Raw genomic sequence first — 22172 nt, 5'->3', positions numbered from 1 at the left:
TGAAGGGAGAAAGGATTTTGATATGAGATATTTAACTTCAGGGGAATCACATGGTCCAAAACTAATTACCATTATAGAAGGTCTGCCTGCTGGTATGCCATTGACAGCAGAGGACATCAATGAACAGCTTGCAAGAAGACAAAAAGGGCACGGAAGAGGCAGACGGATGCAGATAGAGACAGATACTGCAGAAATCGGCGGCGGAATTCGCCACGGTCTAACATTAGGATCGCCAGTGTCACTTATTGTGGAAAACAACGACTGGAAGCACTGGACAAAAGTCATGGGTCAAGGGCCTATTGATGATGAGGAATCTAGTGAAATTAAACGTAAAATCTCTCGTCCGAGACCAGGGCATGCAGATTTAAACGGCGCAATTAAATATGGCCATCGCGATATGCGCAATGTTCTTGAGCGTTCATCTGCAAGAGAAACGACAGTGAGAGTGGCTGCAGGTGCTGCCGCAAAAAAATTATTGTCACTGCTTGGGATTAAGGTTGCCTCCCATGTGTTAGAAATCGGTGGAGTGAAGGCGGAAGTGACAGAATATCCTTCCATTGACAAAATCATTGAAATCACAGAACAATCACCTGTCAGATGCTTAGATCCAGTTGCAGAGAAAAAGATGATGCAGGCAATTGATGATGCGAAGGCGAACGGAGATTCCATCGGCGGAATCGTTGAAGTCATCGCAGAAGGAATGCCTGTGGGTGTTGGCAGCTATGTTCATTATGACAGGAAGCTTGATGCTAAGCTTGCTGGAGCAATCATGAGCATTAATGCATTTAAAGGAGTCGAAATCGGCATCGGCTTTGAGGCGGCAAGTAAGCCTGGAAGTGAAGTCCATGATGAAATCATCTGGGACAGTGAAGCAGGCTATACGCGCAAAACTAATCGTTTAGGCGGTTTTGAAGGCGGTATGACGACAGGAATGCCTGTTATTGTTAAAGGTGTTATGAAGCCTATTCCAACACTTTACAAGCCTTTAAACAGCGTGGATATTGAAACGAAGGAACCATTTGCTGCTAGCATTGAGCGTTCTGACAGCTGTGCAGTTCCTGCTGCAGCTGTGGTTGCTGAAAATGCAGTGGCATGGGAGCTGGCATGTGCTATTGTTGATCAGTTCTATTCTGATCGGTTTGACGGTTTGCTTGAAAATGTCGAAAAGCATCGTCAATATGCGAGGGAATTTTAATGAAAACAGTTCAAGTAAATGCAGGCTCTAAATCGTATCCTGTTTTTATCGGTGCTAACACAGTCTCAAAGCTGAATGCCTTTTTACAGCAGCATCTTCCCAATTGCTCAAAAATACTTATCATAACAGATGAGACAGTTGCAGGATTGCACTTGGCAGCACTTCAAAAGGAGATAACAGCATTTCCTGTTGTCTCCCATATCGTGCCTGCTGGAGAACATGCGAAAACATTTGATGTTTTTTATGGCTGCCACAGCTTTGCTCTTGAAGAAAAGCTAGACAGGAAATCACTGATTATAGCTTTAGGCGGGGGAGCTGTCGGTGATCTTGCCGGTTTTGTCGCTTCATCCTTTATGAGGGGAATTCCGTTTATTCAGGTTCCGACGACCATCCTTGCACATGACAGTGCTGTTGGCGGGAAGGTGGCCATCAACCATCCTCTTGGCAAAAATATGATAGGTGCCTTTTATCAGCCGGAAGCAGTTTTTTATGAAACTAGTTATATCGCAACACTGCCTGTTATCGAGCTGAGATCGGGCTTTGGTGAAGTGATGAAGCATGCTTTAATCAGCAATATGGAGTTTTATGAATCTCTGCTCAACGATATTACGGACCTAGCGGGTGTGCCAGAAGAACAATGGGCCGTACTTTTGGAAAAAGGCATTTTAGTGAAAAGCGATGTCGTGGCACAGGACGAAAAGGAAGCAAATGTCCGTGCCTACCTTAATTTTGGTCATACTTTAGGTCATGCAATAGAAGCGGAAATGGGATATGGAAATATGTCCCACGGTGAAGCAGTCGTAATTGGCATGCTGTTTGCATTGCGTTTAAGTGAAAAGAAGCTTGGACTGGATTTCGATAGTAGCCGCTTTACACAATGGCTCAAAACTTTAGGTTATGCAACAGAAGTGCCAAGCAGCTTAAGTGTGGATGCCTTACTTGACCGTATGAAGCAGGACAAAAAATCCGTAAAAGGAACAATTCATTTTGTGTTGCTAAAGAGTATAGGCACACCTAAACTTGTCCAAATGGATGAACAAGAATTAAGAGAAGAACTACATATATTTAAGGGAGAATAAATCATGATTAGAGGAATACGGGGAGCAATCACAGTTGAAGTGGATGAAGAAACAGTGATTCTGGATGCAGCAGAAAAACTTGTGAAGGAAATGATAAGAAAGAATGCGATAATAGCTGATAATGTTGCCTCTGTTTTCGTTTCCGTCACGGACGACTTGACGTCCGCCTTTCCTGCTAAAGTGATTCGTCTTCAAGAGGGCTGGACATATGTGCCGGTAATGTGCATGAAGGAAATTGATGTGCCTAATGCATTGCAAAAGTGTATCCGCATCATGATGCATGTTAATACAGATACCCCGCAAAAGGACATCAATCATATCTATTTAGAAAAAGCAATTCAATTAAGACCAGACCTTAAAGAAAAATAAATAAACCATACATTATTAGAGGTGAAAGTTAATGAAATGGAAAGAGCAGCTCCTAAATCTTACAGCATATCAGCCAGGCAGAACAATTGATGAAGTAAAACGAGAATTTAATCTAGAAAAAATAGTAAAGCTGGCATCAAATGAAAATCCTTTTGGCAGCTCGCCGAAAGTAATCGAAAGCCTGAAGGAAGTGGACGGCTCTTTTGCATTATATCCAGATGGATATGCGACAAACCTGCGTAACGCACTTGCTGAATTTCTTCAAGTCTCCCCACAAGAGCTTATACTTGGAAACGGTTCAGATGATCTTATTTTAATGATTTCAAGAGCTTTGCTAAAACCTGGCAGAAATACGGTGATGGCAAGCCACACGTTTGGGCAATACAAGCATAACGCTGTTGTTGACGGCGCTGAAGTCAGAGAAGTTCCGCTTACGGAAAAAGGAGAACATGATCTTCCGGAAATGCTTAAGCAAATGGATGAGAACACAAGTGTTGTTTGGGTTTGCAGTCCTAATAATCCGACAGGAACGTATAATTCAGAATCTTCATTAGTCAGCTTTTTGAAGCAAGTACCAGAGGATGTTCTTGTAGTTTTGGATGAGGCCTATTATGAATATGTTATTGCTGAAGACTATTATGATGCATTGGAGCTTGCTAAACAGTTCAATAACTTAATCGTGCTGCGCACATTCTCCAAAATTTACGGACTTGCAAGCTTCCGAGTAGGTTACGGTGTGGCAAATGCGAATCTAATTCAAACACTTGAGCCTATCAGAGAGCCGTTTAATGTGAATACTTTAGGGCAAATTGCTACACAAGCTGCCATTAAAGACCAGGACTTTGTAACAAACTGCCGCATCAGAAACAGAGAAGGCCTTCAGCAGCTGTATACGTTCTGTGAAGAGCATGGATTGAATTATTATCCTTCCCAAACAAACTTCGTGTTAGTCGATTTTAAAGTCGACGGCAATGAAGTGTTCCAATACTTGATGAGACATGGGTACATCGTCCGTTCTGGAGTACCGCTAGGATTCCCGACTTCTGTGCGCATCACCATTGGTTCGAAGGAAGAGAACGAAGGCTTGATCAATGTGCTTGCCAAGTTCTTGCAAGAGAAAGCAGCAGCCATTTGATTTTAGAAGAAAAGAAGGCGGTGATAGGATGAATGGTCGCGTCTTCGTTATCGGATTGGGACTTATTGGGGGATCACTCGCTCTCTCTATAAAAAATAAATATCCAAATACTGTTATTATTGGTTTTGATATAGCGGAGAAAAACAAAAAGCTTGGCAAAATGCTTGGAGTCATTGATGATTCAGTCGATACGCTAGAAGAAGGAGCTAAGGATGCCGATTTGATTATTATTGCAACCCCTGTTAGGGAAGCGGAAATCATGATGGAGAAATTGGCGCAATTACCTTTGAAAGAGCAGGTCATCGTAACAGATGTAGGAAGCACGAAAGGCAAAATCGTCGAGAAATCTCATCTGTTAAAAGAAAAGGGCATCACTTTTATTGGTGGTCATCCAATGGCCGGCTCTCATAAAAGCGGAGTGTCTGCCTCCAAAGCACTTTTGTTTGAAAATGCGTTTTATTTGTTAACTCCTGAAGATACAACAGATAAGAATGCTGTGCCATTATTGATGGATTGGCTGTCTGGCACAAATGCGAAGTTTCTTGTTGTATCACCAGCAGAGCATGATTTATTGACAGGCGTAATCAGCCACCTGCCTCATATCGTGGCAGCTTCTCTTGTTCATCAAGCGGATGCAACCAGCAAGACAAACGAGCTTGTGACAAGGCTTGCTGCTGGAGGATTCAGGGATATAACAAGAATTGCTTCAAGCAGCCCTGCGATGTGGCGGGATATTCTTCTTCATAATAAAGAAGTGCTGCTCGAGCTCCTTGACAGCTGGGTGGTTGAGATGGAGAAGGTAAGGCATTTGATTAGGGAAGAGGAATCGAGTGAAATCTTTGATTATTTCCAAAAAGCGAAAAATGTCAGAGATGAGCTGCCGCAAAACCAAAAGGGTGCGATTCCTGCCTTCTATGACTTATATGTAGATGTTCCTGACTATCCAGGGATTATTTCTGAAGTAACAGGGTTTTTGGCTAAGGAAAATATTAGTATCACCAATATTCGTATTGTGGAAACAAGAGAAGAAATATACGGTGTGTTAGTGATAAGCTTCCAGACAGAAGAGGATCGTACAAGGGCGCAGGCTTGTATTGCTGCATATTCCAACTACGAGACCTCTATTGGATAAAGACTTGTATGGATTAAGGTGATAATATGGATCAAAAACAGTTGAAGCGAGCACAAGGGCCGCTTGCAGGGGAAATCGCTATACCGGGAGATAAGTCTATCTCCCATCGCTCTGTTATGTTCGGCTCAATTGCAGAGGGAAAGACGACCGTTACAAATTTCTTAATGGGAGAAGATTGTTTAAGCACAATCGCTTGCTTTAAGAAGCTCGGTGTTAACATTCAGCATGATAATGAGAAAGTGATAATTGAATCTAATGGGCTTGCAGGTCTTAAGGAGCCTAACGAACTGCTTGATGTAGGGAATTCCGGCACGACAATCAGATTGATGTCGGGAATTCTTGCAGGAAGAGATTTTCACAGCACATTGGCAGGAGACAGCTCCATCGCCAAACGTCCGATGACCAGAGTGGTCAACCCTCTTAAAGAGATGGGTGCAAAAATCGATGGAAGAAGCAACGGAGAGTTCACGCCTCTTTCCATTCGCGGACAAAAACTAAAGGCAATCTCTTATAAACTTCCTGTGGCTAGTGCTCAGGTGAAGTCCTCTATTTTGTTTGCAGGTTTACAGGCAGAAGGTACAACAACAGTTGTGGAGCCAGTGTCAACGAGAGATCATACAGAAAGAATGATCAAAGCATTCGGCGGGGATATTCGTGTAGATGGACAAAATATTCAGGTTACAGGCGGTCAAAAGCTTGTGGCAGCAGATATCCACGTGCCTGGTGATATCTCTTCTGCAGCATTCTTCCTTGTCGCTGCAAGCATTGTTCCAGGCAGCTCTGTTACATTAAAGAATGTCGGCTTAAATCCGACAAGAACGGGAATTATCGATGTTCTTGAAAAAATGGGAGCAAGAGTTACAATTATTGACTCTAAGGATGAGTTTGAACCATCCGGTGACCTTCAAGTGGAGGCTTCTTCTTTAAAGGGTACAACAGTTGAAGGCGATATTATCCCTAGATTGATTGATGAAATCCCAATTATTGCTTTGCTGGCAACGCAAGCAGAAGGAACAACTGTCATTAAAGATGCAGAAGAACTGAAAGTGAAGGAAACGAACCGCATTGATACGGTTGTCCATGAATTAAAAAAACTTGGTGCTGATATTGAAGCGACAGAAGATGGCATGATTATCCGCGGAGGTGCTACTCTTAAAGGTGCTGCAGTCGACAGCCACGGCGACCATCGAATCGGCATGATGCTTGCTGTAGCATCATTAGTAACAGAAGGGGATATTATCCTTGAAAACGCCGAGGCAATTTCCGTTTCATATCCATCATTCTTCGAACATATGGAGAGCTTGACAGTTTAAGCTGTGAAAATAAGGAAGAAAAAAGAGGTGTCTAAAAAACACCTCTTTTTTCTATGGTAAAAACATTAGTCATAAAATCTCCAAAATTATCATAGCTTGTCTTAAAAAGCTTGGTGGTGGGTATATGGCATATATCATTGAAAATATAAGTATTTTAAAAAAACAGTCACTAAAAAAGACTTCCATGCTCATTCAAGACAATCGGATTGATGCATTGAAGGAGCGCTTCGCAAAGGAGCGCAGCATAAGAATGGACGGAAATTCGTATATTATGACACCAACACCTATTGTATACGATAACGATGTGACAAAACTGAAGCCGAGTGAGCAAAAGGAGCATATTCAAGCTATGATAAAAAGGGGCTGCACAATGGTCCTGACAGCATGTGATGTCAGAAAGGAACGAGAGCTATCGGCCGAACTAAAAAAGACAAAAAATATGCTGTTGAATTGTGCCGTCGATTATGTTATATGTATTAAAATCCCCCTCAAAATCCTAACAGCAAGTCTGATCAGATCTTGTAAAAAAGAAAAAATTCCAGCTGTTATCGTGGAAATTAATCAAGCTGAAGATTTATATAAAGTTCCTTGGGGTTGGATAAAAGAGGCAGCTTTCCCGTTTAATTGTCCGCTGATCCCCCAATTTTTAATGGAAGACGAAGAGGAGCGGACAAAAGCGCAAACAGCATGGTCAATCATCATGCGAGATGCCAATATTTCTTCTCTTAAGAAAGAATTAATGGAAAATGATATTATCTCCTATGAGGCACTTATCAAGATAGGAATTTATCCGTTTAAAGGCAATATTTATCAAGGGGGAGAAGTTACCTATAATCTTTATGAAAAAAGCCGCTCAATCATAAATATTGATGAAAAGGAATTATACCATTATCATTATAATAAGATACTTGTCACCTACCATAAAGGTGTATGCGTTCGAGCTGGTGAAAAAGTGTTCTACCATCCTGGATTTGGAGATCAGATGGAAATAAAAGTACCTTCCTTCTTTAGCACAGGAGGAGTTTAGAAAGGATACAAAATGGAACGAGTAAACGAAATACTGACGTTATTAGAAAATGGTCAACAAGCTAAAGCTTTATCATATTATGAAGAGATACTCAGCCAAGGTTCAAATGAAGAAAGATTCGTACTAGGGGAGGAGTTGTTTCAGCTCGGCTTCCTTGATGAGGCAAAAGCTTTATTTAAGATGCTGCTGGAAGCTTATCCAGAAGAAGGCGAACTATTAGTATTACTTGCTGAAACTGAAATGGAAATTGGCAATGAGGAAGAGGCTATTTCACAGCTGGAAAAAATCAATCCTGAAGATGCAAGTTACCCGCAAAGCCTTCTGCTGTTAGCAGATCTCTACCAAATGGACGGGCTTTATGAAGTAAGTGAACAAAAGCTGCTTCAAGCGAAAAAAATCCTTCCTAATGAGGTAATTATTGATTTCGCTTTAGGGGAGCTATACTCTGAACAAGGCCGAATTGCAGACGCCATTAAGGCCTATCAAACAGTTGTACCAGAGCAAACAACAGTCGGCGGAGTTAATGTTAATGGAAGAATTGCCGACAATATGAGCGCAGGCGGCGCATTTGAAGAAGCGATTAATTATTATGAGCTTGCCCTTGAAGAAAAGATTGAAATTAACACACTGTTTAACTTAGCGCTGACAGCATTGCAGGCAGGACAGCTTACAATTGCTATTAACCGATTTGAAGAAGTAAAAACATTAGATCCTGATTTCCATTCCTTGTATTTATATTTAGCTAGAAGCTACGAACAAGAGGAAATGCTTCAAGAAGCATTTGAGACGGTTCAAGATGGTGTTAAGCATGATGAGTTTAATAAGGAGCTTTATCTGCTTGGAGGAAAGCTTTCACTAAAGCTAGGGGACGAAGCGAACGCTGAGAAGTATTTCAGAGAAGCCTTGGCAATTGACCCTGAATTCACCGAAAGCGTGCTGCTCTTAAATAAGCTGTTTTTAACGCAAGACCGTTTTGGGGATATTATCGAGCTGGTAGAGCTTATGGATTCTCAAGATATAGAGGAGCCTCAGCTGTTATGGGATGGGGCAAAGGCATTGCAAGGAATAGAAAATTATTCAGAGGCATTAAACAAATACCAAGAAGCATATACTTTCTTTAAAGAACTCCCAGACTTTTTATATGATTATGGTTATTTTCTTTTGGAAGAAGGAAAAAGACAGGAAGCTGCAGAAGTGTTTAGTAGCCTATTAGAAAAAGACCCGAGCAATGAAGAGTTTATCGAAATCGTTCAACGCTTAACAAGCGGCGAGTAATTAAGCCTTTATTCGCTGGAATTTAGGATCAAGGTGTTAAAACTAAAAACTTGGTTGCAAGCAGAGGAGGGAAACAAACATGAAAACCCCTGTATCTGTCAACGAAAAAAAAGACTTCATTCGTTGGTTTTTGAATCACTATCAATTGAAAAGAAGAGAATGCGTATGGATTTTGAATTATTTGATGAGTCATGATCAGCTTATGGAAAAAGTGCATTTCGTCGAAAATGCCGAGAAATGCCCTAGGGGCTTGGTGATGTCAACGCATTGTGTTGATGAAGTTCCGTTTCGCTTTTATAAGGAAAATGTCATGACGACAGATGCGGAAAAATCCTTTCACGATATTCGCTTAAACAGAGATGAAGACATCTATATCCAACTGAATTTTTATGCTTCCAATAAGGCGCATCAGTATGCGGCTGTGCTTGTAGAAAATCCTTTCATGCCTAAGAATTTGGAAATCAGTGAGAAGGACCGTTATATTGCTGAGCAATTCCTTGTTACCAGCATCGAAAAATTCCAAAAGGAAAAGCTGCTGGAACTGATTGATGAGGCTCTCGATAACGGAGATGAGCGTGCATTCCGCGAGCTGACAGATCGCCTGAAGCAATTGCAAAGTACTGAATAATAGTGTTTAAAGCGGTATGACTAGTCATACCGCTTTTTTGTTTTGTCGTGAAAAAATTAGAGATAGAATTCCGAATTATGCTATTATAAAGGGAAATGAAAAATCTTGAAAGAGGTGGCTGCCTAACATGAAATGGGTACAGCTTATATTAGGAAATCGGTCGTTTATTTGGCTGCTCCTCATCGTTAACACACTTGGGACAATCTATGGCTATTATTGGTATAGGTTTCAGTTGGCGGAGACGCCCAAGATCTTCTTATTATTTGTGCCGGACAGTCCGACTGCCAGCCTGTTTTTTATGTTTGTTTTAATAGCGTTTTTACTAAGGAAGAACACCCCATTGTTTGAAGCTTTAGCGCTTCTAACACTGTTTAAATACGGAATATGGGCGGTTGTGATGAATCTCCTTGTATACGCCAAAACAGGCCAATTAGAGATTGAATCCATGATGCTGATTGTTTCGCACGGAGCAATGGCTGTCCAAGGATTATTGTATTTACCGTATTATCGGATTAAATGGCAGCATGCAGCCATTGCGGCAGTATGGACATTGCATAATGATGTTATTGACTATGTATTTTCGATGATGCCGAATTACAGTATTCTTGATCAATCGATGGACAAAATTGGTTATTTTACTTTTTGGCTTAGTATCGTCAGTATTGGCATCTGTTTTTATGCTGCCAAAAGGAAAACGACGCTTTCCATTCTTTAGTGTACATAGTTTTAAATTTATAGTCTAACCTTGTCCTTCCTGACATACATTTCTAATAGTATATCGGGGAGGGACAAGTATGATGAAGGCTAAATTGGTTGTATTATTAATATTATTAATCCTGCTTACGCCTATTTCTATATCTGTATATGCAGACCAAGATTCGCCTATAGACGAGTTAGATACATTATCAGATGAAGCACTGCAATTGGTTAAGTCAGAAAGATATGACGATGCAAAAAAAATTCTTGATTATTTTTCCAATCAATTCAGCATCGTAAGACAGAAAGAGCGTACCTTTACGATGGATGAACTGCAAATTTTGACCGGAGCTCGTGATGAAGCGGTTGAGGCAATTACTAGCCCTTCTGCAGATACGAATGAACGGATTAACTCGGCAATCAAGTTCAGGCTTGCAGTTGATGCTGTTTCGTCAGGGCAAGAGCCGTTATGGACACAAATGGAAGAACAGGTGATGGCTTCCTACCGGGACATGAAAGATGCTGCTGTCACTAACGATAAGCAGGAATATGAAGCGAAACTGAACTCGTTTTTAACATTGTATCAAATCATTAATCCAAGCTTGAAGCTTGATGTGACAACAGCACAATTTCAAAAATTAAATACGATGGTCGATTATATCGATACATACCGCTTGCAAATTTTTACAAAAGGTGAAACAAAGCAATTGGACGAGTTGGAATCAGAGCTTGAGGATGTTTTTAACCAGGTATATGAAGATGAGGCAGATCCATCTTTATGGTGGGTAATAATTTCAACTGGAAGCATCATTATCCTTACATTATCCTATGTAGGATGGAGAAAATATTTAGGAGACAAGGAAGAAAAGCGAAGAAGGCACAAACGGCCTTAATAATTGACTTGCGAGATTTCCCTGCTTACAATTTATAATATACTAACGAAGAATAGGGGGAAAAAGCATGTTTATTGTGTATTTTATAATCATTCTCATCATTCCTCTATGGGCACAAATGAGAGTAAGAGGATCTTACAAAAAGTATTCAAAAGTGGCATCTTCCTCCATGATGACAGGAAGAGAAGTGGCGCGCAGAATACTGGATTCTAATGGATTATATGATGTATCTGTAGAAGAAACGAGAGGGGTGCTGTCAGATCACTATGACCCGCGATCAAAGGTTGTTCGTCTCTCCACTGATAACTACCACGGGTCTTCAGTTGCAGCTGCTGCAATTGCAGCACATGAGGTCGGCCATGCTATTCAGGATCAGCAAGCGTACGCTTTCTTACGTTTTCGTCACGCATTAGTACCAGTTGCTAATATAGGGAGCAATTTTTCGTGGATCTTGATTTTGATTGGTTTTATCCTTGGAGCAAGCAATTTTGTACTATTGGGCATTGTTTTTATGGCAGCAGCAGTATTGTTTCAATTCGTAACACTTCCAGTTGAGTTCAATGCATCAAGCCGTGCTATGGATGAAGTGGTTGCATTAGGAATCATCCGCAATGATGAGGAAAGAGAAACGAAAAAGGTGTTGAACGCTGCCGCCTTAACATATGTTGCAGCCGCGGCCGTTGCAGTCCTTGAACTGCTGAGACTTATCATGATATATACAGGTATGCAGCGCAACGATTAGTCTATGGACTTTATTTCCATAGACTTTTTTTATTTCCGAAGAAATATTCTGAAAGTTTCTTAAAGATTATTTCCATAATCGAAAGATAGTTGTATAATAAATCTGATTTTCCTTAATCACTAACAGAGAGAAGGGTTATATTGCAGGCTGAAAGAGCAATACATAATACTCAACCAATAACTGTATACAGAATCCTTTTTGCCATCAGTTTAGGTCACTTCATCAATGATTGCATGCAATCGGTTGTGCCGGCCTTATTTCCGATTATAGGACCGACTATGAATTTGAATTATACAGAAATAGGCTGGATTGCGTTTACGCTTAATATTACATCCTCTATCATGCAGCCTGTTTTTGGAGTGCTGGCAGATAAAAAGCCAATTCCTTATTTTTTGCCAATTGCTATGTTCTCAAGCATGCTCGGAATGCTTGGTCTAGCACTAGCACCTAATTTTATCAGTGTGCTTCTGTCTGTCTTGTTCATTGGCTTTGGGTCTGCTATTTTTCACCCTGAAGGCTCTAGAGTTGCGTACATGGCAGCAGGGAATAAAAGAGGGCTGGCACAATCTATTTACCAAGTCGGCGGGAATGGCGGCCAGTCACTCGCTCCGTTATTTACAGCATTCATTTTTATTGGCACAGGCCAATTTGGTACAATCTGGTTTACACTGTTAGCTGCATTGGGCATGCTTGTTTTGTTCTTTGTATCAAATTGGTATAAGCAAGAGCTTGTCGTTCAGGTGCCGGCAGTCAAGAAAAAAACAGCTAAAACAGAAAAAAGTGGCTGGAACAAGGAAGTTATTGTGGCAATCTGTTTATTGATCTTTTTAGTTTTCGCCAGATCTTGGTATGGTGCAGGCATTAATAACTTTTTTCATTTTTATATGATAGAAAAATTCGATAGCACAATTAAACACGCCCAAATATATGTCTTCTTGTTTATGGCTGCAGGGGTAGCTGGTACATTTTTTGGCGGACCACTCGCAGACCGGTTCGGCAAACGAACAGTCCTGTTATTTTCTCTAATTGGTTCTGCTCCATTTGCATTGCTGCTGCCATATGTTCCTCAATGGTGTATAGCTCCGCTGCTGGTTATTATTGGCTTTATACTGCAATCAAGCTTCAGTGTTACGGTTGTCTATGCCCAAGAGCTTTTGCCTGGTATGATTGGGCTTGTGTCAGGACTGATTGTCGGTCTGGCATTTGGGATGGGAGCATTAGGAGCGGTTATTTTCGGTGTGATTGGTGATGTATACAGCCTTCAAACAATTATGGTGTTTTGCAGTATGCTGCCGTTACTAGGAGTACTCACATACTTGCTCCCGAGCGATGCACGCATAAAAGAAATCCACCATAGACCATAAAAAAGAGGGGAGCTTTCCCCCTCTTTTAATGTTCAATCGGCTTTTTATATTCATCTAAAGTAAAGCCTTCTCCCAATACATCATGAACAACAGTTACTGATACGAAGGCATGAGGATCAACGCTTGTAATAATGGCCTTTAGCGGCACAATTTCTGTCTTAGCAACAACACAGTAAAGAACTTCTTTATCTTGTTTAGTGAATGAACCGTGTCCTTTTAAGACGGTAACACCGCGGTCCATTTCCTTTAAGATTTTATCTGCTATCTCTGGATTTTTGTCTGAGATGATGATGGCCCCCCTTGCGGCATAAGCACCTTCCTGCATAAAGTCGATTAGCCTAGTTCCTACGAAGACAGCAACAAGGGTATACATGGCTTCTCTGTAAGTTAAGTATGTTAGCAAGGATAATGTGATAACACAGGCATCAAACAAAAACATCGTTTTGCCGATACTCCAGTGAAAATATTTATTAACAAGTCTTGCGATAATATCGACTCCGCCAGTTGTGCCGCCGAAACGAAAGATAATGCCAAGCCCAATACCGATGAAGGTTCCTGCAAACAAAGCAGCAAGTGTTAAGTCCTCTTTAAGTGGTATATGGAGCTCGATTTGGGGCAGCTGGAAGAACCAAAAAAATACAGACACGCTTACCGTGCCAATAATGGTATAGATAAGGACATTGCGCCCGAGCAGTTTCCAGCCAAGAAAAAAGAGCGGTACATTTAGAATCAAGTTTGTTATCGAAGGGTCCCAATTAAATCTTGCAAATAACAAAAGGGTGATACCTGTGAATCCGCCCTCTGCCAAGTTATTCTGCATGTTGAAATGGACAATTCCAAAAGAAAATATAGCTGATCCGAGCACAATGAAGAAAATATTTTTGAGCTTTAACGTCTTAAACATTTTTTCGCCTGCTTTCTATGTATAGCTGTCATCATTTAACCTTAGTATGAACCAATTATATTGAAGCCTATCCATTATATCGAATCGGTCTTGTATGAGCAATCTTCATTACGGAAAAACCAGCTCTGACGGGCGCCGTCCTTTTTCCGAAAAATAATAATCAAAAACATTTGTAAAAAAAGAAAATGTTAGCTAACATGAAGGGGAATAGGCAGAATAATGCAGTTTTTAGAGGTGAATAGATTTGAAAACAATGCAAGAGCTTCAAAAAGAAGTGGATGAATACATCGGACAGTTTAAGGAAGGCTACTTCAGTCCGCTGGCGATGCTTGCCAGACTGACTGAAGAGTTGGGAGAACTGGCTCGCGAAATTAATCATTATTACGGAGAAAAGCCAAAAAAGGCTTCGGAAAATGAAAAGGAAATTGCCGATGAACTGGGAGACATGCTCTTTGTTCTTATCTGTTTAGCAAACAGTTTGAACATTGATTTGGAAGATTCCCATAATAAAGTTATGCATAAATTTAACACAAGAGATAAAGATCGCTGGACAAGAAAGGACGAAAGCGAAACATAAGCAGTAAAATTGCTAACCAAAAAAACATGCAATAATACATAATGAATGCAATAAAAAGGAGCGTATTAGACAGTGGAAAAAGTAAAAATTGTAATCGCAGGACCAAGAGGGAGAATGGGAAAGGAAGCAGTTTATCTGACAGGACGTACTGATCACTTTGAACTTGTCGGCGTTTTGGATCATAAGCATGAGGGGAAAAGATTAAGTGAACTTGATGATTTCAACTCTCCTTCCTATGATGTACCGATATATACAGATGTTGAAAAATGTCTGCAGGACGTCAAACCGGATGTGTTAATTGATTTAACAACACCTGAATTCGGAATGTTCCATGCCAAAACAGCGCTTCAATACGGCGTAAGACCAGTTGTAGGGACAACAGGCTTTACAAGTGAGAATTTGAAAGAGCTTGAGGCATTATGTGAAGAGATGGACAGGGGCTGCATCATTGCGCCTAATTTTGCGTTGGGTGCCGTATTGATGATGAAATTCTCTAAGCTTGCTGCTAAGTATTTCGATGATGTGGAAATCATGGAATTGCATCATGACCGCAAGCTGGATGCACCAAGTGGCACGGCAGTTAAAACAGCAGAACTGATTGCAGAAGTAAGAAAGCCGAAAAAACAAGGACATCCAGAAGAGAAGGAAACAATCCCTGGGGCAAGAGGAGCAGACTTTGACGGCATGAGAATTCATTCCATTAGGCTGCCAGGCTTGATCGCCCATCAGCAGGTTATGTTTGGAGCAGAGGGAGAGACGCTGACTTTGAAGCATGATTCATACAATCGCACCTCCTTTATGTCTGGTGTGAGATTTGCCGTTGATGAAGTGTTAAAGGCTAATGTTTTAATATATGGATTAGAAAATATTATGGAGTAGAGGTGTAATTAATGAATATCGCATTAATAGCTCATGATAAGAAGAAAGATGATATGATTCGCTTTGTTGTAGCTTATAAAAAGATTTTTGAGAAGCATTCCCTGTTCGCAACAGGCACTACTGGTTCAAAGATACAAGAAGCAACAGGCTTGGAAGTACATCGCTTTTGTTCAGGGCCATTAGGAGGAGACCAGGAAATCGGTGCTTATATCGCCAATAATAAGATGGATATGGTATTCTTCTTCCGCGATCCATTGACTGCACAGCCCCATGAGCCTGATGTAACAGCGCTTCTTCGTCTTTGTGATGTTTATTCTGTCCCGTTGGCAACCAATATGGGTACAGGAGAAGTACTGATCAGAGGCTTAGAGCAGGGGGATATAGATTGGAGAAATATTGTACATGGAAATACAGACAGAATTACAGACATTTAGCACAGACGAAATTGATATATTAGCAATAGGCGCCCATGCTGACGATGTGGAAATCGGCATGGGTGCTACCATTGCCAAATATGCTCAAATGGGCAAAAAAATAATCATCTGTGACTTAACAAGCAGTGAATTATCATCAAATGGTACGGTTGAAACAAGAAAGGCAGAAGCACTTGCTGCAGGAAAGGTCCTTGGCATACATGGCCGGTTTACCCTTTCGTTAAAGGACAGAGGCCTTTGGAATGTGGATGAGAATATGGAAGCAATCGTGGAGCTAATCAGGCTTGTGAAACCAAAAATCGTCTTTGCTCCGTACTGGGAGGATAGACATCCTGATCATGGCAATTGTTCAAAATTAGTGGAAGAGGCTGTTTTTTCTGCCGGCATCCGAAATTACAAAGTGAAGGGTACAGAGCCGCATAAGACAAGTAATGTTTATTTCTATATGATTAACGGTTTTCATAAACCGGACTTTGTAACAGACGTAAGCGACTTTATGGAAGTAAAAAAACAAAGCTTGAACTGCTATGCAAGCCAATTTACAAAATCTGCAGGAAGTGTGGATACACCTCTTGTCAACGGATACATAGAAACTGTGGAAGCAAGAGAGCGCCTTTTTGGTAAAGAAGTCGGGCTGAAGTTTGCTGAAGGGTTCAAGACGAAGAAGCCTTTATTAATACATAATGATTTGTTGGGTGGTACGGTATGAAAAAGCTGAAAATAGGAATAACATGTTACCCGACTGTCGGGGGATCTGGTGTAATAGCTACAGAGCTTGGAAAGATGCTTGCAGAAAAAGGACATGAAATACACTTTATTTCATCAAGCATGCCCTTCCGTTTAAATAAAATGTACCATAATATATTTTTTCATCAAGTAGAAGTAAGTCAATATTCCGTTTTCCAATATCCGCCATACGATATTGCATTAAGCAGCAAAATGGCAGAAGTGATAAACCGGGAAGAGCTGGATCTTCTTCACGTCCATTATGCTATACCTCACGCCGTATGCGCCATTTTGGCAAAGCAAATGAGTGGAAGAGATGTTAAAATTGTCACAACTTTGCATGGTACAGATATAACCGTTTTAGGCTATGATTCTTCTTTAGCTGACAGCATTCGCTTTGGCATTGAAAAATCCGATGTCGTCACAGCAGTATCTCAGTCGCTTGTAAGTCAGACATATGATCTGATTAATCCTAAAAAAGACATAAAAACAGTCTATAACTTCATAGATGAGCGTGTGTACCGCAAGATTGATTCCACTCATCTGAAGAAGGAGTTTGCGATTAGTCCTGATGATAAGGTTATCATTCATGTGTCGAATTTCCGGGCAGTAAAACGAGTAACTGATGTTGTGAAAGCTTTTAAAGGGATTTCAGATAAAACGTCTGCAACCTTGCTGTTAGTTGGAGATGGTCCTGAGATGGCAAATGTATGCAAGCTTGTTGATGAGCTTGGCATAAAAGCTAAAGTCCGGCTTTTAGGGAAGCAGGAAAACCTGGAAGAGCTGTATAGTATCAGTGATTTAATGCTCTTGTTATCAGAAAAAGAAAGCTTTGGGCTAGTTGCTCTCGAAGCGATGGCTTGCGGTGTTCCATGTGTCGGCACGAATATCGGTGGCATCCCTGAAGTAATTGTCGATGGGGAAACAGGTCTAATCTGTGAGCTTGGCAATATAGCAGAAATTGCCGAAAAGTCTGTAGCCCTTCTTCTTGATCAGAAAAGGCATCAGCAGTTTGCTGCCAATTCTGTCGCAAGAGTGATGGATCATTTCCGTGGAGAAACAATTGTTAGCCAGTATGAGAAAATCTATGAAGATTTAATTTTAACTGGAGAATACATATGAACCAACCGTTTGCAGCTGCAATTCCAATTATTGAAGAAATAGAGGCAGCAGGCTTTGCTGCCTATTTTGTAGGAGGCGCAGTAAGGGATTATTTGCTGAATAAGCCGATTCATGATGTTGATATTGCGACTTCTGCTACGCCGGAGGAAGTTAAGTCAATTTTTAAAGCAACAGTAGATATTGGCATCGAGCATGGAACCGTTATGGTGCTTTACAATAACGAGACTTATGAAGTGACAACATTTCGGACAGAAAGTGAATATGAAGACTTCAGAAGACCGAAAGACGTGGCCTTTGTCCGTAATCTTCGTGATGATTTACAAAGACGTGATTTTACGATGAACAGCTTGGCGATGGATAAACAAGGCCATATCATAGACTATTTTGACGGGAAAACCGATTTGGCTAACAAACGTATCGTAACGGTAGGGTCTGCAAATGAGCGGTTTGCTGAAGATGCTCTGCGGATGATGCGGGCAGTTCGATTTGTCAGCACCCTTGGATTTCAGTTAGAGGAGCAGACTCGTTTATCAGTCGAGGTCAACAGACAGCTGCTTGAAAAGATTGCCGTAGAAAGAATTACAGCGGAGTTTGAAAAATTACTGCTTGGCGAAGCAAGAAACGAAGCGCTTAAGCTTATGATGGAGACAAAGCTGTATGAGCATCTGCCTATGCTTAAATCCTATAAGGATGGTTTAAGCTTGCTGTCTGCACTTTCCGTTTGGGATTTGGACATCAATGAGATGTGGTCTCTCCTGCTAATAACGTGCGAAATCTCACATCAGGAGGCAGACAGGTTCCTGCGCAAATGGAAGCTGCCAGTCAAGCGTATTAAAACGGTTCAAGCTATCATAAAAAGTGTGATAGAGAGACAAGAAAATCACCAGTGGACAAGCATGAATCTTTATATTTTCGGCTTAAATATTGCTGTAAGTGGAGAAAAGGTGTTTAGTGTGCTTACCGGCAAAACCGAGGATGTAATTGGTGTACAAGATGCTTACAGCAAGCTTTCGATTAAAAGCAGGGAAGAACTGCAAATCGGCGGCCGCGACCTGATGGAATGGAGCGGAAAGCCTCCTGGTCCTTGGATGAAAGACACGATTGCCAATGTGGAAACCGCTGTTGTGGAAAATAGACTGGCTAATGATAGTAAGGCAATAAAGGAGTGGCTTAAGCAGTGGGAAATGATTTAAGAACAAAGCTCTTGCAAGCCTTCGCAGATAGGCCTGATGAATATTTATCAGGTCAAGAGCTAGCCGAAGTTCTGGGCTGTTCGCGGACAGCTATCTGGAAGCATATTGAAGAGCTCCGAAAGGATGGCTTTGTATTGGAAGCTATTCGTAAAAAAGGCTATCGAATTTTAGAAGTACCTCATAAAATAATACCAGATGAGATCAGGTTTGGTTTGGAAACAAAGCAGCTTGGAAGAAATATTCATTATGAAGAATCAGTGGATTCAACACAAAGAATTGCCCAAAGGCTGGCATATGATGGTGCAGAAGAAGGGACGATTGTTATTGCGGAAGAGCAGCTGGGCGGCAGAGGAAGGTTTGAACGCTCCTGGCACTCTCCTAAATATAAAGGAATTTGGATGAGCATCATCTTAAGACCGAAAGTTCCAATTATGCAAACACCACAGCTGACCCTGCTTATGGCTGTTGCTGCCGTGAAGGGGATTGAACAGGCAACTGGCTGTGAGCCAGGTATAAAATGGCCGAACGATTTGCTGATTAATGGAAAAAAAGTGAGTGGTATACTGACAGAATTACAGGCGGACAGTGACCGCATCCATTCCTTAATTATCGGAATAGGCATTAATGTAAATTTGGAGGCAGCAGATTATCCGGAGGACCTTTTAGAAACAGCGACTTCCTTGTTTATTGAAACGGGTAAGGAATGGGACAGGGCCACAATTGTCCAAAGTATTTTGCTGGAGCTTGAAAGATTGTATGCTCTCTATTTGGAAAACGGATTTTATCCAATTAAACTTCTCTGGGAAAGCTATGCAGTCAGTATCGGGAAGCGAGTGAAAGCAACAACCTTGAACGGTACTTTAGAAGGAATCGCCAAAGGAATAACAGATCAAGGCGTTCTGCTCCTTGAAGATGATGAAGGCAAAGTTCATACCATATATTCAGCCGATATCTTAATTGAATCATAAACTTTTTTGTAGTAAGACATATAAGAGGTCTGCTATAATGCTATTGCTGGGCAGTATCTATTTGAACTGCACCTAAAAGGTAAGTAATTGTAGTACATTTAAATGATGTATCTGCCTAGATCCAACAAAGAGGACAAGGACAGAGGGATAAAAAAACAAACTAGTAAACGTATCCTTCTATATTTGTATAGAGGGATTTTTCTGCTTATTTATATCCCCCTCTCCCTAAAAAGGAGGAAAAGTATTGAAAACAACAAGTGATTTTATCAAAATGAAAAATGCCGAAAAAATCAGCATGGTAACAGCCTATGATTATCCATCTGCCAAGCAGGCGGCCAAGGCAGGTGCTGATATGCTGCTAGTCGGTGATTCTGTCGGAATGGTAGTCCTCGGTTATGAATCTACTGTTTCTGTCACAATGGAGGATATGATTCATCATGGCAAAGCAGTGAGACGGGGAGCTAAAGATACATTTATCGTGATTGATATGCCGTTTATGAGCTATCATTTGTCAGACCGTGACACATTAATTAATGCCACAAGACTGATTCAGGAAACAGGAGCAAATGCCGTCAAGATCGAAGGAGCAAATGATGTGATCGACAAAATACGTTTACTCACAAATGCCGGTATTCCTGTGATGGCCCATCTTGGGTTAACACCTCAGTCTGTAGGTGTATTAGGCGGTTATAAAGTGCAAGGGAAAAGCATGGAAGATGCTATGCAACTGCTTGAGGATGTAAAAAAATGCGAGGAAGCTGGGGCTTTTTCCATCGTTTTAGAATGTATCCCCATGCAGCTGGCGAAGGAAGCAGCAGAAAGGTTGACGATTCCAGTTATCGGAATTGGAGCTGGTCGAGATACAGACGGGCAAGTGCTCGTTTATCATGACATCATTTCATATGGAGTGGACAGAGTCGCTAAATTCGTCAAGCAGTACACAAATGTAGATGAACCGATTCTTCATGCGCTTCAGCAATATGTGAAAGAAGTGAAAGCTTCGGCATTCCCGGAAACAAAGCACAGCTATACGATGAACGAAGACGTATTAGAAGGACTGTATGGAGGGAAACGATGAAAGTTATTCATTCAAAAACAGAGATGCAGCAATTGGCACTGCAATTAAAAAAACAACAAAAAACAATTGGATTTGTGCCGACGATGGGCTATTTGCATGAAGGTCATCGTGCCCTCCTTCAAGAAGCAAGAGATGATAATGAAGTGGTTGTTTTGAGCGTGTTTGTTAATCCGCTTCAATTCGGACCGAATGAAGACTTGGATTCTTATCCAAGAGCGATTGAACAGGATAAGAAGGCAGCTGAAGAAGAAGGGGTTGATTATTTATTTCTTCCAACGACAGAAGAGATGTATCCACACACACCTTCCGTTACTGTCCATGTCCAAAAAAGGGCAGATATACTGTGCGGCAGCAGCAGGCCAGGACACTTTGACGGTGTTGCGACTGTTTTAACAAAGCTGTTTCAGTTAATTCAGCCTGATAATGTCTATTTCGGCAAAAAGGATGCCCAGCAAGTCGCTGTCGTTGCCGGACTTATTGAAGATTTTCATTTTCCAGTTAAGCTGCATGCTGTTCAAACAGTCAGAGAAGAGGATGGATTGGCGAAAAGCTCACGAAATGTGAAGCTTTCTCCTGTGGAAAGAAAAGAAGCAGGCATTCTTTATCAGACTCTTTCAATCGCAAGAGAAGAACTGATTAAAGGGAATCATCATCTAAAACCGTTAGTCATCAAATTGCAGGAACGCATTGAAAAAGAGACGAGCGGGAAAGTCGATTATTTGGAAATTCTCACCTATCCTGAACTCGAGGCACCATCTGTATGGGAGGGAACTTTCATTATCGCAATAGCCGTCCGTTTCCCAAGTGCCAGATTAATCGATAATATCATCTTTGATTTATAAACAGAAAAATAGGGCAAAAGGAGCAAAACACATGTTTCGAACGATGATGAATGGAAAAATTCATAGAGCGACTGTCACGGAAGCTAATTTGAACTATGTTGGAAGCATCACAATAGATGAGGATATAATGGATGCGGTCGGTATGCTTGCAAACGAAAAGGTGCAGATTGTTAATAATAATAATGGCGCACGTTTGGAAACATATATCATTCCCGGACAAAGAGGGAGCGGAACAATATGCTTGAACGGAGCCGCAGCAAGATTGGTGCAAGTTGGGGACACGGTAATAATTATTTCTTATGCGTTAATGAGCGATGAACAAGCTCACAGCCATAAGCCGAAGGTCGCGATTATGGGCGAGAACAACCGAATTGTTGAATTGTTGAGACAGGAACCGGAAAAGACAATTATTTAAACTTAAAAGGCTTTTTGTTATAATTCTTGCATTATGTAAAAGCTAGTAATGCGCGAGAAGAGGAACAAAAGGCCTTTTTTGCTGCCATCGTCTTAGTGCATTGCAGCAAAATCCAACGGCTAAACGGGCAATTATAATGAAGTAAATTCTTTTCCTTTTCTCCATTTTATGATACCGTTTGAATGA

24 protein-coding genes are annotated in these 22172 nt (G+C 41.1%); 23 read left to right on the top strand and 1 reads right to left on the bottom strand.

Annotated elements, in window-relative coordinates:
- Positions 1-22 precede the first annotated feature (22 nt).
- The 13 genes from aroC (at position 23) to L8T27_RS12410 (ending at position 12848) form a co-directional block, all read left to right on the top strand.
- Entirely contained in the window at positions 23-1195 is a 1173-nt protein-coding gene (aroC, locus tag L8T27_RS12470; protein WP_233313358.1) for a chorismate synthase, read from the top strand.
- Complete coding sequence (gene aroB / locus L8T27_RS12465; protein ID WP_237941660.1) at positions 1195-2274, top strand: 3-dehydroquinate synthase; 1080 nt, start codon at positions 1195-1197, stop codon at positions 2272-2274. Before aroC ends, aroB begins: the two co-directional genes overlap by 1 nt.
- Before the next feature lie 3 nt (positions 2275-2277).
- On the top strand, positions 2278-2643 hold the full coding sequence (gene aroH / locus L8T27_RS12460) for a chorismate mutase (RefSeq protein WP_233313360.1): 366 nt from the start codon (positions 2278-2280) through the stop codon (positions 2641-2643).
- A 31-nt stretch (positions 2644-2674) separates the two neighbouring features.
- Positions 2675-3778, top strand: a complete 1104-nt coding sequence (hisC, locus tag L8T27_RS12455) for a histidinol-phosphate transaminase (protein ID WP_237941659.1) — start codon at positions 2675-2677, stop codon at positions 3776-3778.
- 28 nt (positions 3779-3806) lie between these two features.
- Positions 3807-4910, top strand: coding sequence for a prephenate dehydrogenase (locus tag L8T27_RS12450; RefSeq protein ID WP_233313362.1), 1104 nt, complete (start codon positions 3807-3809; stop codon positions 4908-4910).
- A 26-nt stretch (positions 4911-4936) separates the two neighbouring features.
- Positions 4937-6223 (top strand): 3-phosphoshikimate 1-carboxyvinyltransferase, encoded by a 1287-nt coding sequence (aroA, locus tag L8T27_RS12445; protein ID WP_233313363.1) that lies wholly within the window; start codon positions 4937-4939, stop codon positions 6221-6223.
- A 124-nt stretch (positions 6224-6347) separates the two neighbouring features.
- Positions 6348-7250: a hypothetical protein gene (locus L8T27_RS12440; protein WP_237941658.1), complete on the top strand. Its 903-nt coding sequence runs from the start codon at positions 6348-6350 to the stop codon at positions 7248-7250.
- A gap of 12 nt (positions 7251-7262) precedes the next feature.
- Complete coding sequence (locus tag L8T27_RS12435) at positions 7263-8525, top strand: tetratricopeptide repeat protein (protein WP_233313365.1); 1263 nt, start codon at positions 7263-7265, stop codon at positions 8523-8525.
- A 79-nt stretch (positions 8526-8604) separates the two neighbouring features.
- The gene (locus tag L8T27_RS12430) at positions 8605-9153 is read left to right on the top strand and encodes a ReoY family proteolytic degradation factor (protein WP_233313366.1); all 549 of its coding nucleotides are present in this window, start codon (positions 8605-8607) and stop codon (positions 9151-9153) included.
- 127 nt (positions 9154-9280) lie between these two features.
- The gene (lhaT, locus tag L8T27_RS12425) at positions 9281-9868 is read left to right on the top strand and encodes a lipoprotein heptaprenylglyceryl N-acetyltransferase LhaT (protein WP_233313367.1); all 588 of its coding nucleotides are present in this window, start codon (positions 9281-9283) and stop codon (positions 9866-9868) included.
- Positions 9869-9947: 79 nt separating this feature from the next.
- On the top strand, positions 9948-10742 hold the full coding sequence (gene ypjB / locus L8T27_RS12420) for a sporulation protein YpjB (RefSeq protein WP_233313368.1): 795 nt from the start codon (positions 9948-9950) through the stop codon (positions 10740-10742).
- 67 nt (positions 10743-10809) lie between these two features.
- Positions 10810-11484, top strand: a complete 675-nt coding sequence (locus tag L8T27_RS12415; protein ID WP_237941657.1) for a zinc metallopeptidase — start codon at positions 10810-10812, stop codon at positions 11482-11484.
- Positions 11485-11624: 140 nt separating this feature from the next.
- A complete protein-coding gene (locus tag L8T27_RS12410) occupies positions 11625-12848 on the top strand; it encodes an MFS transporter (RefSeq protein WP_237941656.1) in 1224 nt (407 codons plus the stop codon).
- 25 nt (positions 12849-12873) lie between these two features.
- Here the strand turns inward: L8T27_RS12410 and L8T27_RS12405 are convergent, their stop codons facing one another.
- Positions 12874-13752, bottom strand: a complete 879-nt coding sequence (locus tag L8T27_RS12405; protein WP_233313372.1) for a YitT family protein — start codon at positions 13750-13752, stop codon at positions 12874-12876.
- A 253-nt stretch (positions 13753-14005) separates the two neighbouring features.
- Here L8T27_RS12405 and L8T27_RS12400 point away from each other — a divergent pair, with 253 nt between their 5' ends.
- From L8T27_RS12400 to panD, 10 genes are all read left to right on the top strand, one after another.
- Entirely contained in the window at positions 14006-14329 is a 324-nt protein-coding gene (locus L8T27_RS12400; protein WP_233314721.1) for a nucleotide pyrophosphohydrolase, read from the top strand.
- 72 nt (positions 14330-14401) lie between these two features.
- Positions 14402-15208 carry a 4-hydroxy-tetrahydrodipicolinate reductase gene (gene dapB / locus L8T27_RS12395; protein ID WP_233313373.1) on the top strand — a complete coding sequence of 269 codons (807 nt, stop codon included), beginning with the start codon at positions 14402-14404 and terminating at the stop codon, positions 15206-15208.
- Between the two features lie 11 nt (positions 15209-15219).
- Positions 15220-15642, top strand: coding sequence for a methylglyoxal synthase (mgsA, locus tag L8T27_RS12390; RefSeq protein WP_233313374.1), 423 nt, complete (start codon positions 15220-15222; stop codon positions 15640-15642).
- On the top strand, positions 15611-16351 hold the full coding sequence (bshB1, locus tag L8T27_RS12385; RefSeq protein ID WP_237941655.1) for a bacillithiol biosynthesis deacetylase BshB1: 741 nt from the start codon (positions 15611-15613) through the stop codon (positions 16349-16351). The genes mgsA and bshB1 overlap by 32 nt, the downstream gene beginning before the upstream one ends.
- Positions 16348-17490 carry an N-acetyl-alpha-D-glucosaminyl L-malate synthase BshA gene (bshA, locus tag L8T27_RS12380; RefSeq protein WP_233313377.1) on the top strand — a complete coding sequence of 381 codons (1143 nt, stop codon included), beginning with the start codon at positions 16348-16350 and terminating at the stop codon, positions 17488-17490. The genes bshB1 and bshA overlap by 4 nt, the downstream gene beginning before the upstream one ends.
- Complete coding sequence (locus L8T27_RS12375) at positions 17487-18683, top strand: CCA tRNA nucleotidyltransferase (protein WP_233313379.1); 1197 nt, start codon at positions 17487-17489, stop codon at positions 18681-18683. The genes bshA and L8T27_RS12375 overlap by 4 nt, the downstream gene beginning before the upstream one ends.
- The gene (locus L8T27_RS12370; protein WP_233313380.1) at positions 18668-19651 is read left to right on the top strand and encodes a biotin--[acetyl-CoA-carboxylase] ligase; all 984 of its coding nucleotides are present in this window, start codon (positions 18668-18670) and stop codon (positions 19649-19651) included. Before L8T27_RS12375 ends, L8T27_RS12370 begins: the two co-directional genes overlap by 16 nt.
- 244 nt (positions 19652-19895) lie before the next feature.
- Complete coding sequence (gene panB, locus L8T27_RS12365; RefSeq protein ID WP_233313381.1) at positions 19896-20729, top strand: 3-methyl-2-oxobutanoate hydroxymethyltransferase; 834 nt, start codon at positions 19896-19898, stop codon at positions 20727-20729.
- Positions 20726-21571 (top strand): pantoate--beta-alanine ligase, encoded by an 846-nt coding sequence (gene panC, locus L8T27_RS12360; RefSeq protein ID WP_237941654.1) that lies wholly within the window; start codon positions 20726-20728, stop codon positions 21569-21571. The genes panB and panC overlap by 4 nt, the downstream gene beginning before the upstream one ends.
- Positions 21572-21602: 31 nt before the next feature.
- Entirely contained in the window at positions 21603-21986 is a 384-nt protein-coding gene (gene panD, locus L8T27_RS12355) for an aspartate 1-decarboxylase (protein ID WP_233313383.1), read from the top strand.
- Positions 21987-22172 lie beyond the last annotated feature (186 nt).

Origin of the sequence: Niallia sp. Man26 (genome assembly GCF_022049065.2) — a bacterium.
Lineage (GTDB): Bacteria > Bacillota > Bacilli > Bacillales > Cytobacillaceae > Niallia.
The sequence above is the reverse complement of the archived record's forward strand: the minus strand, read 5'-3'. Positions and strand labels throughout refer to the sequence as shown.

Excerpts from the sequence above, each read along its gene's own strand:
- aroC (WP_233313358.1), top strand. The coding sequence starts at position 23 with ATGAGATATTTAACTTCAGGGGAATCACATGGTCCAAAACTAATTACC.
- aroB (WP_237941660.1), top strand. The coding sequence starts at position 1,195 with ATGAAAACAGTTCAAGTAAATGCAGGCTCTAAATCGTATCCTGTTTTT.
- aroH (WP_233313360.1), top strand. The coding sequence starts at position 2,278 with ATGATTAGAGGAATACGGGGAGCAATCACAGTTGAAGTGGATGAAGAA.
- hisC (WP_237941659.1), top strand. The coding sequence starts at position 2,675 with ATGAAATGGAAAGAGCAGCTCCTAAATCTTACAGCATATCAGCCAGGC.
- L8T27_RS12450 (WP_233313362.1), top strand. The coding sequence starts at position 3,807 with ATGAATGGTCGCGTCTTCGTTATCGGATTGGGACTTATTGGGGGATCA.
- aroA (WP_233313363.1), top strand. The coding sequence starts at position 4,937 with ATGGATCAAAAACAGTTGAAGCGAGCACAAGGGCCGCTTGCAGGGGAA.
- L8T27_RS12440 (WP_237941658.1), top strand. The coding sequence starts at position 6,348 with ATGGCATATATCATTGAAAATATAAGTATTTTAAAAAAACAGTCACTA.
- L8T27_RS12435 (WP_233313365.1), top strand. The coding sequence starts at position 7,263 with ATGGAACGAGTAAACGAAATACTGACGTTATTAGAAAATGGTCAACAA.
- L8T27_RS12430 (WP_233313366.1), top strand. The coding sequence starts at position 8,605 with ATGAAAACCCCTGTATCTGTCAACGAAAAAAAAGACTTCATTCGTTGG.
- lhaT (WP_233313367.1), top strand. The coding sequence starts at position 9,281 with ATGAAATGGGTACAGCTTATATTAGGAAATCGGTCGTTTATTTGGCTG.
- ypjB (WP_233313368.1), top strand. The coding sequence starts at position 9,948 with ATGATGAAGGCTAAATTGGTTGTATTATTAATATTATTAATCCTGCTT.
- L8T27_RS12415 (WP_237941657.1), top strand. The coding sequence starts at position 10,810 with ATGTTTATTGTGTATTTTATAATCATTCTCATCATTCCTCTATGGGCA.
- L8T27_RS12405 (WP_233313372.1), bottom strand. The coding sequence starts at position 13,752 with ATGTTTAAGACGTTAAAGCTCAAAAATATTTTCTTCATTGTGCTCGGA.
- L8T27_RS12400 (WP_233314721.1), top strand. The coding sequence starts at position 14,006 with ATGCAAGAGCTTCAAAAAGAAGTGGATGAATACATCGGACAGTTTAAG.
- mgsA (WP_233313374.1), top strand. The coding sequence starts at position 15,220 with ATGAATATCGCATTAATAGCTCATGATAAGAAGAAAGATGATATGATT.
- bshB1 (WP_237941655.1), top strand. The coding sequence starts at position 15,611 with ATGGAAATACAGACAGAATTACAGACATTTAGCACAGACGAAATTGAT.
- bshA (WP_233313377.1), top strand. The coding sequence starts at position 16,348 with ATGAAAAAGCTGAAAATAGGAATAACATGTTACCCGACTGTCGGGGGA.
- L8T27_RS12375 (WP_233313379.1), top strand. The coding sequence starts at position 17,487 with ATGAACCAACCGTTTGCAGCTGCAATTCCAATTATTGAAGAAATAGAG.
- panC (WP_237941654.1), top strand. The coding sequence starts at position 20,726 with ATGAAAGTTATTCATTCAAAAACAGAGATGCAGCAATTGGCACTGCAA.
- panD (WP_233313383.1), top strand. The coding sequence starts at position 21,603 with ATGTTTCGAACGATGATGAATGGAAAAATTCATAGAGCGACTGTCACG.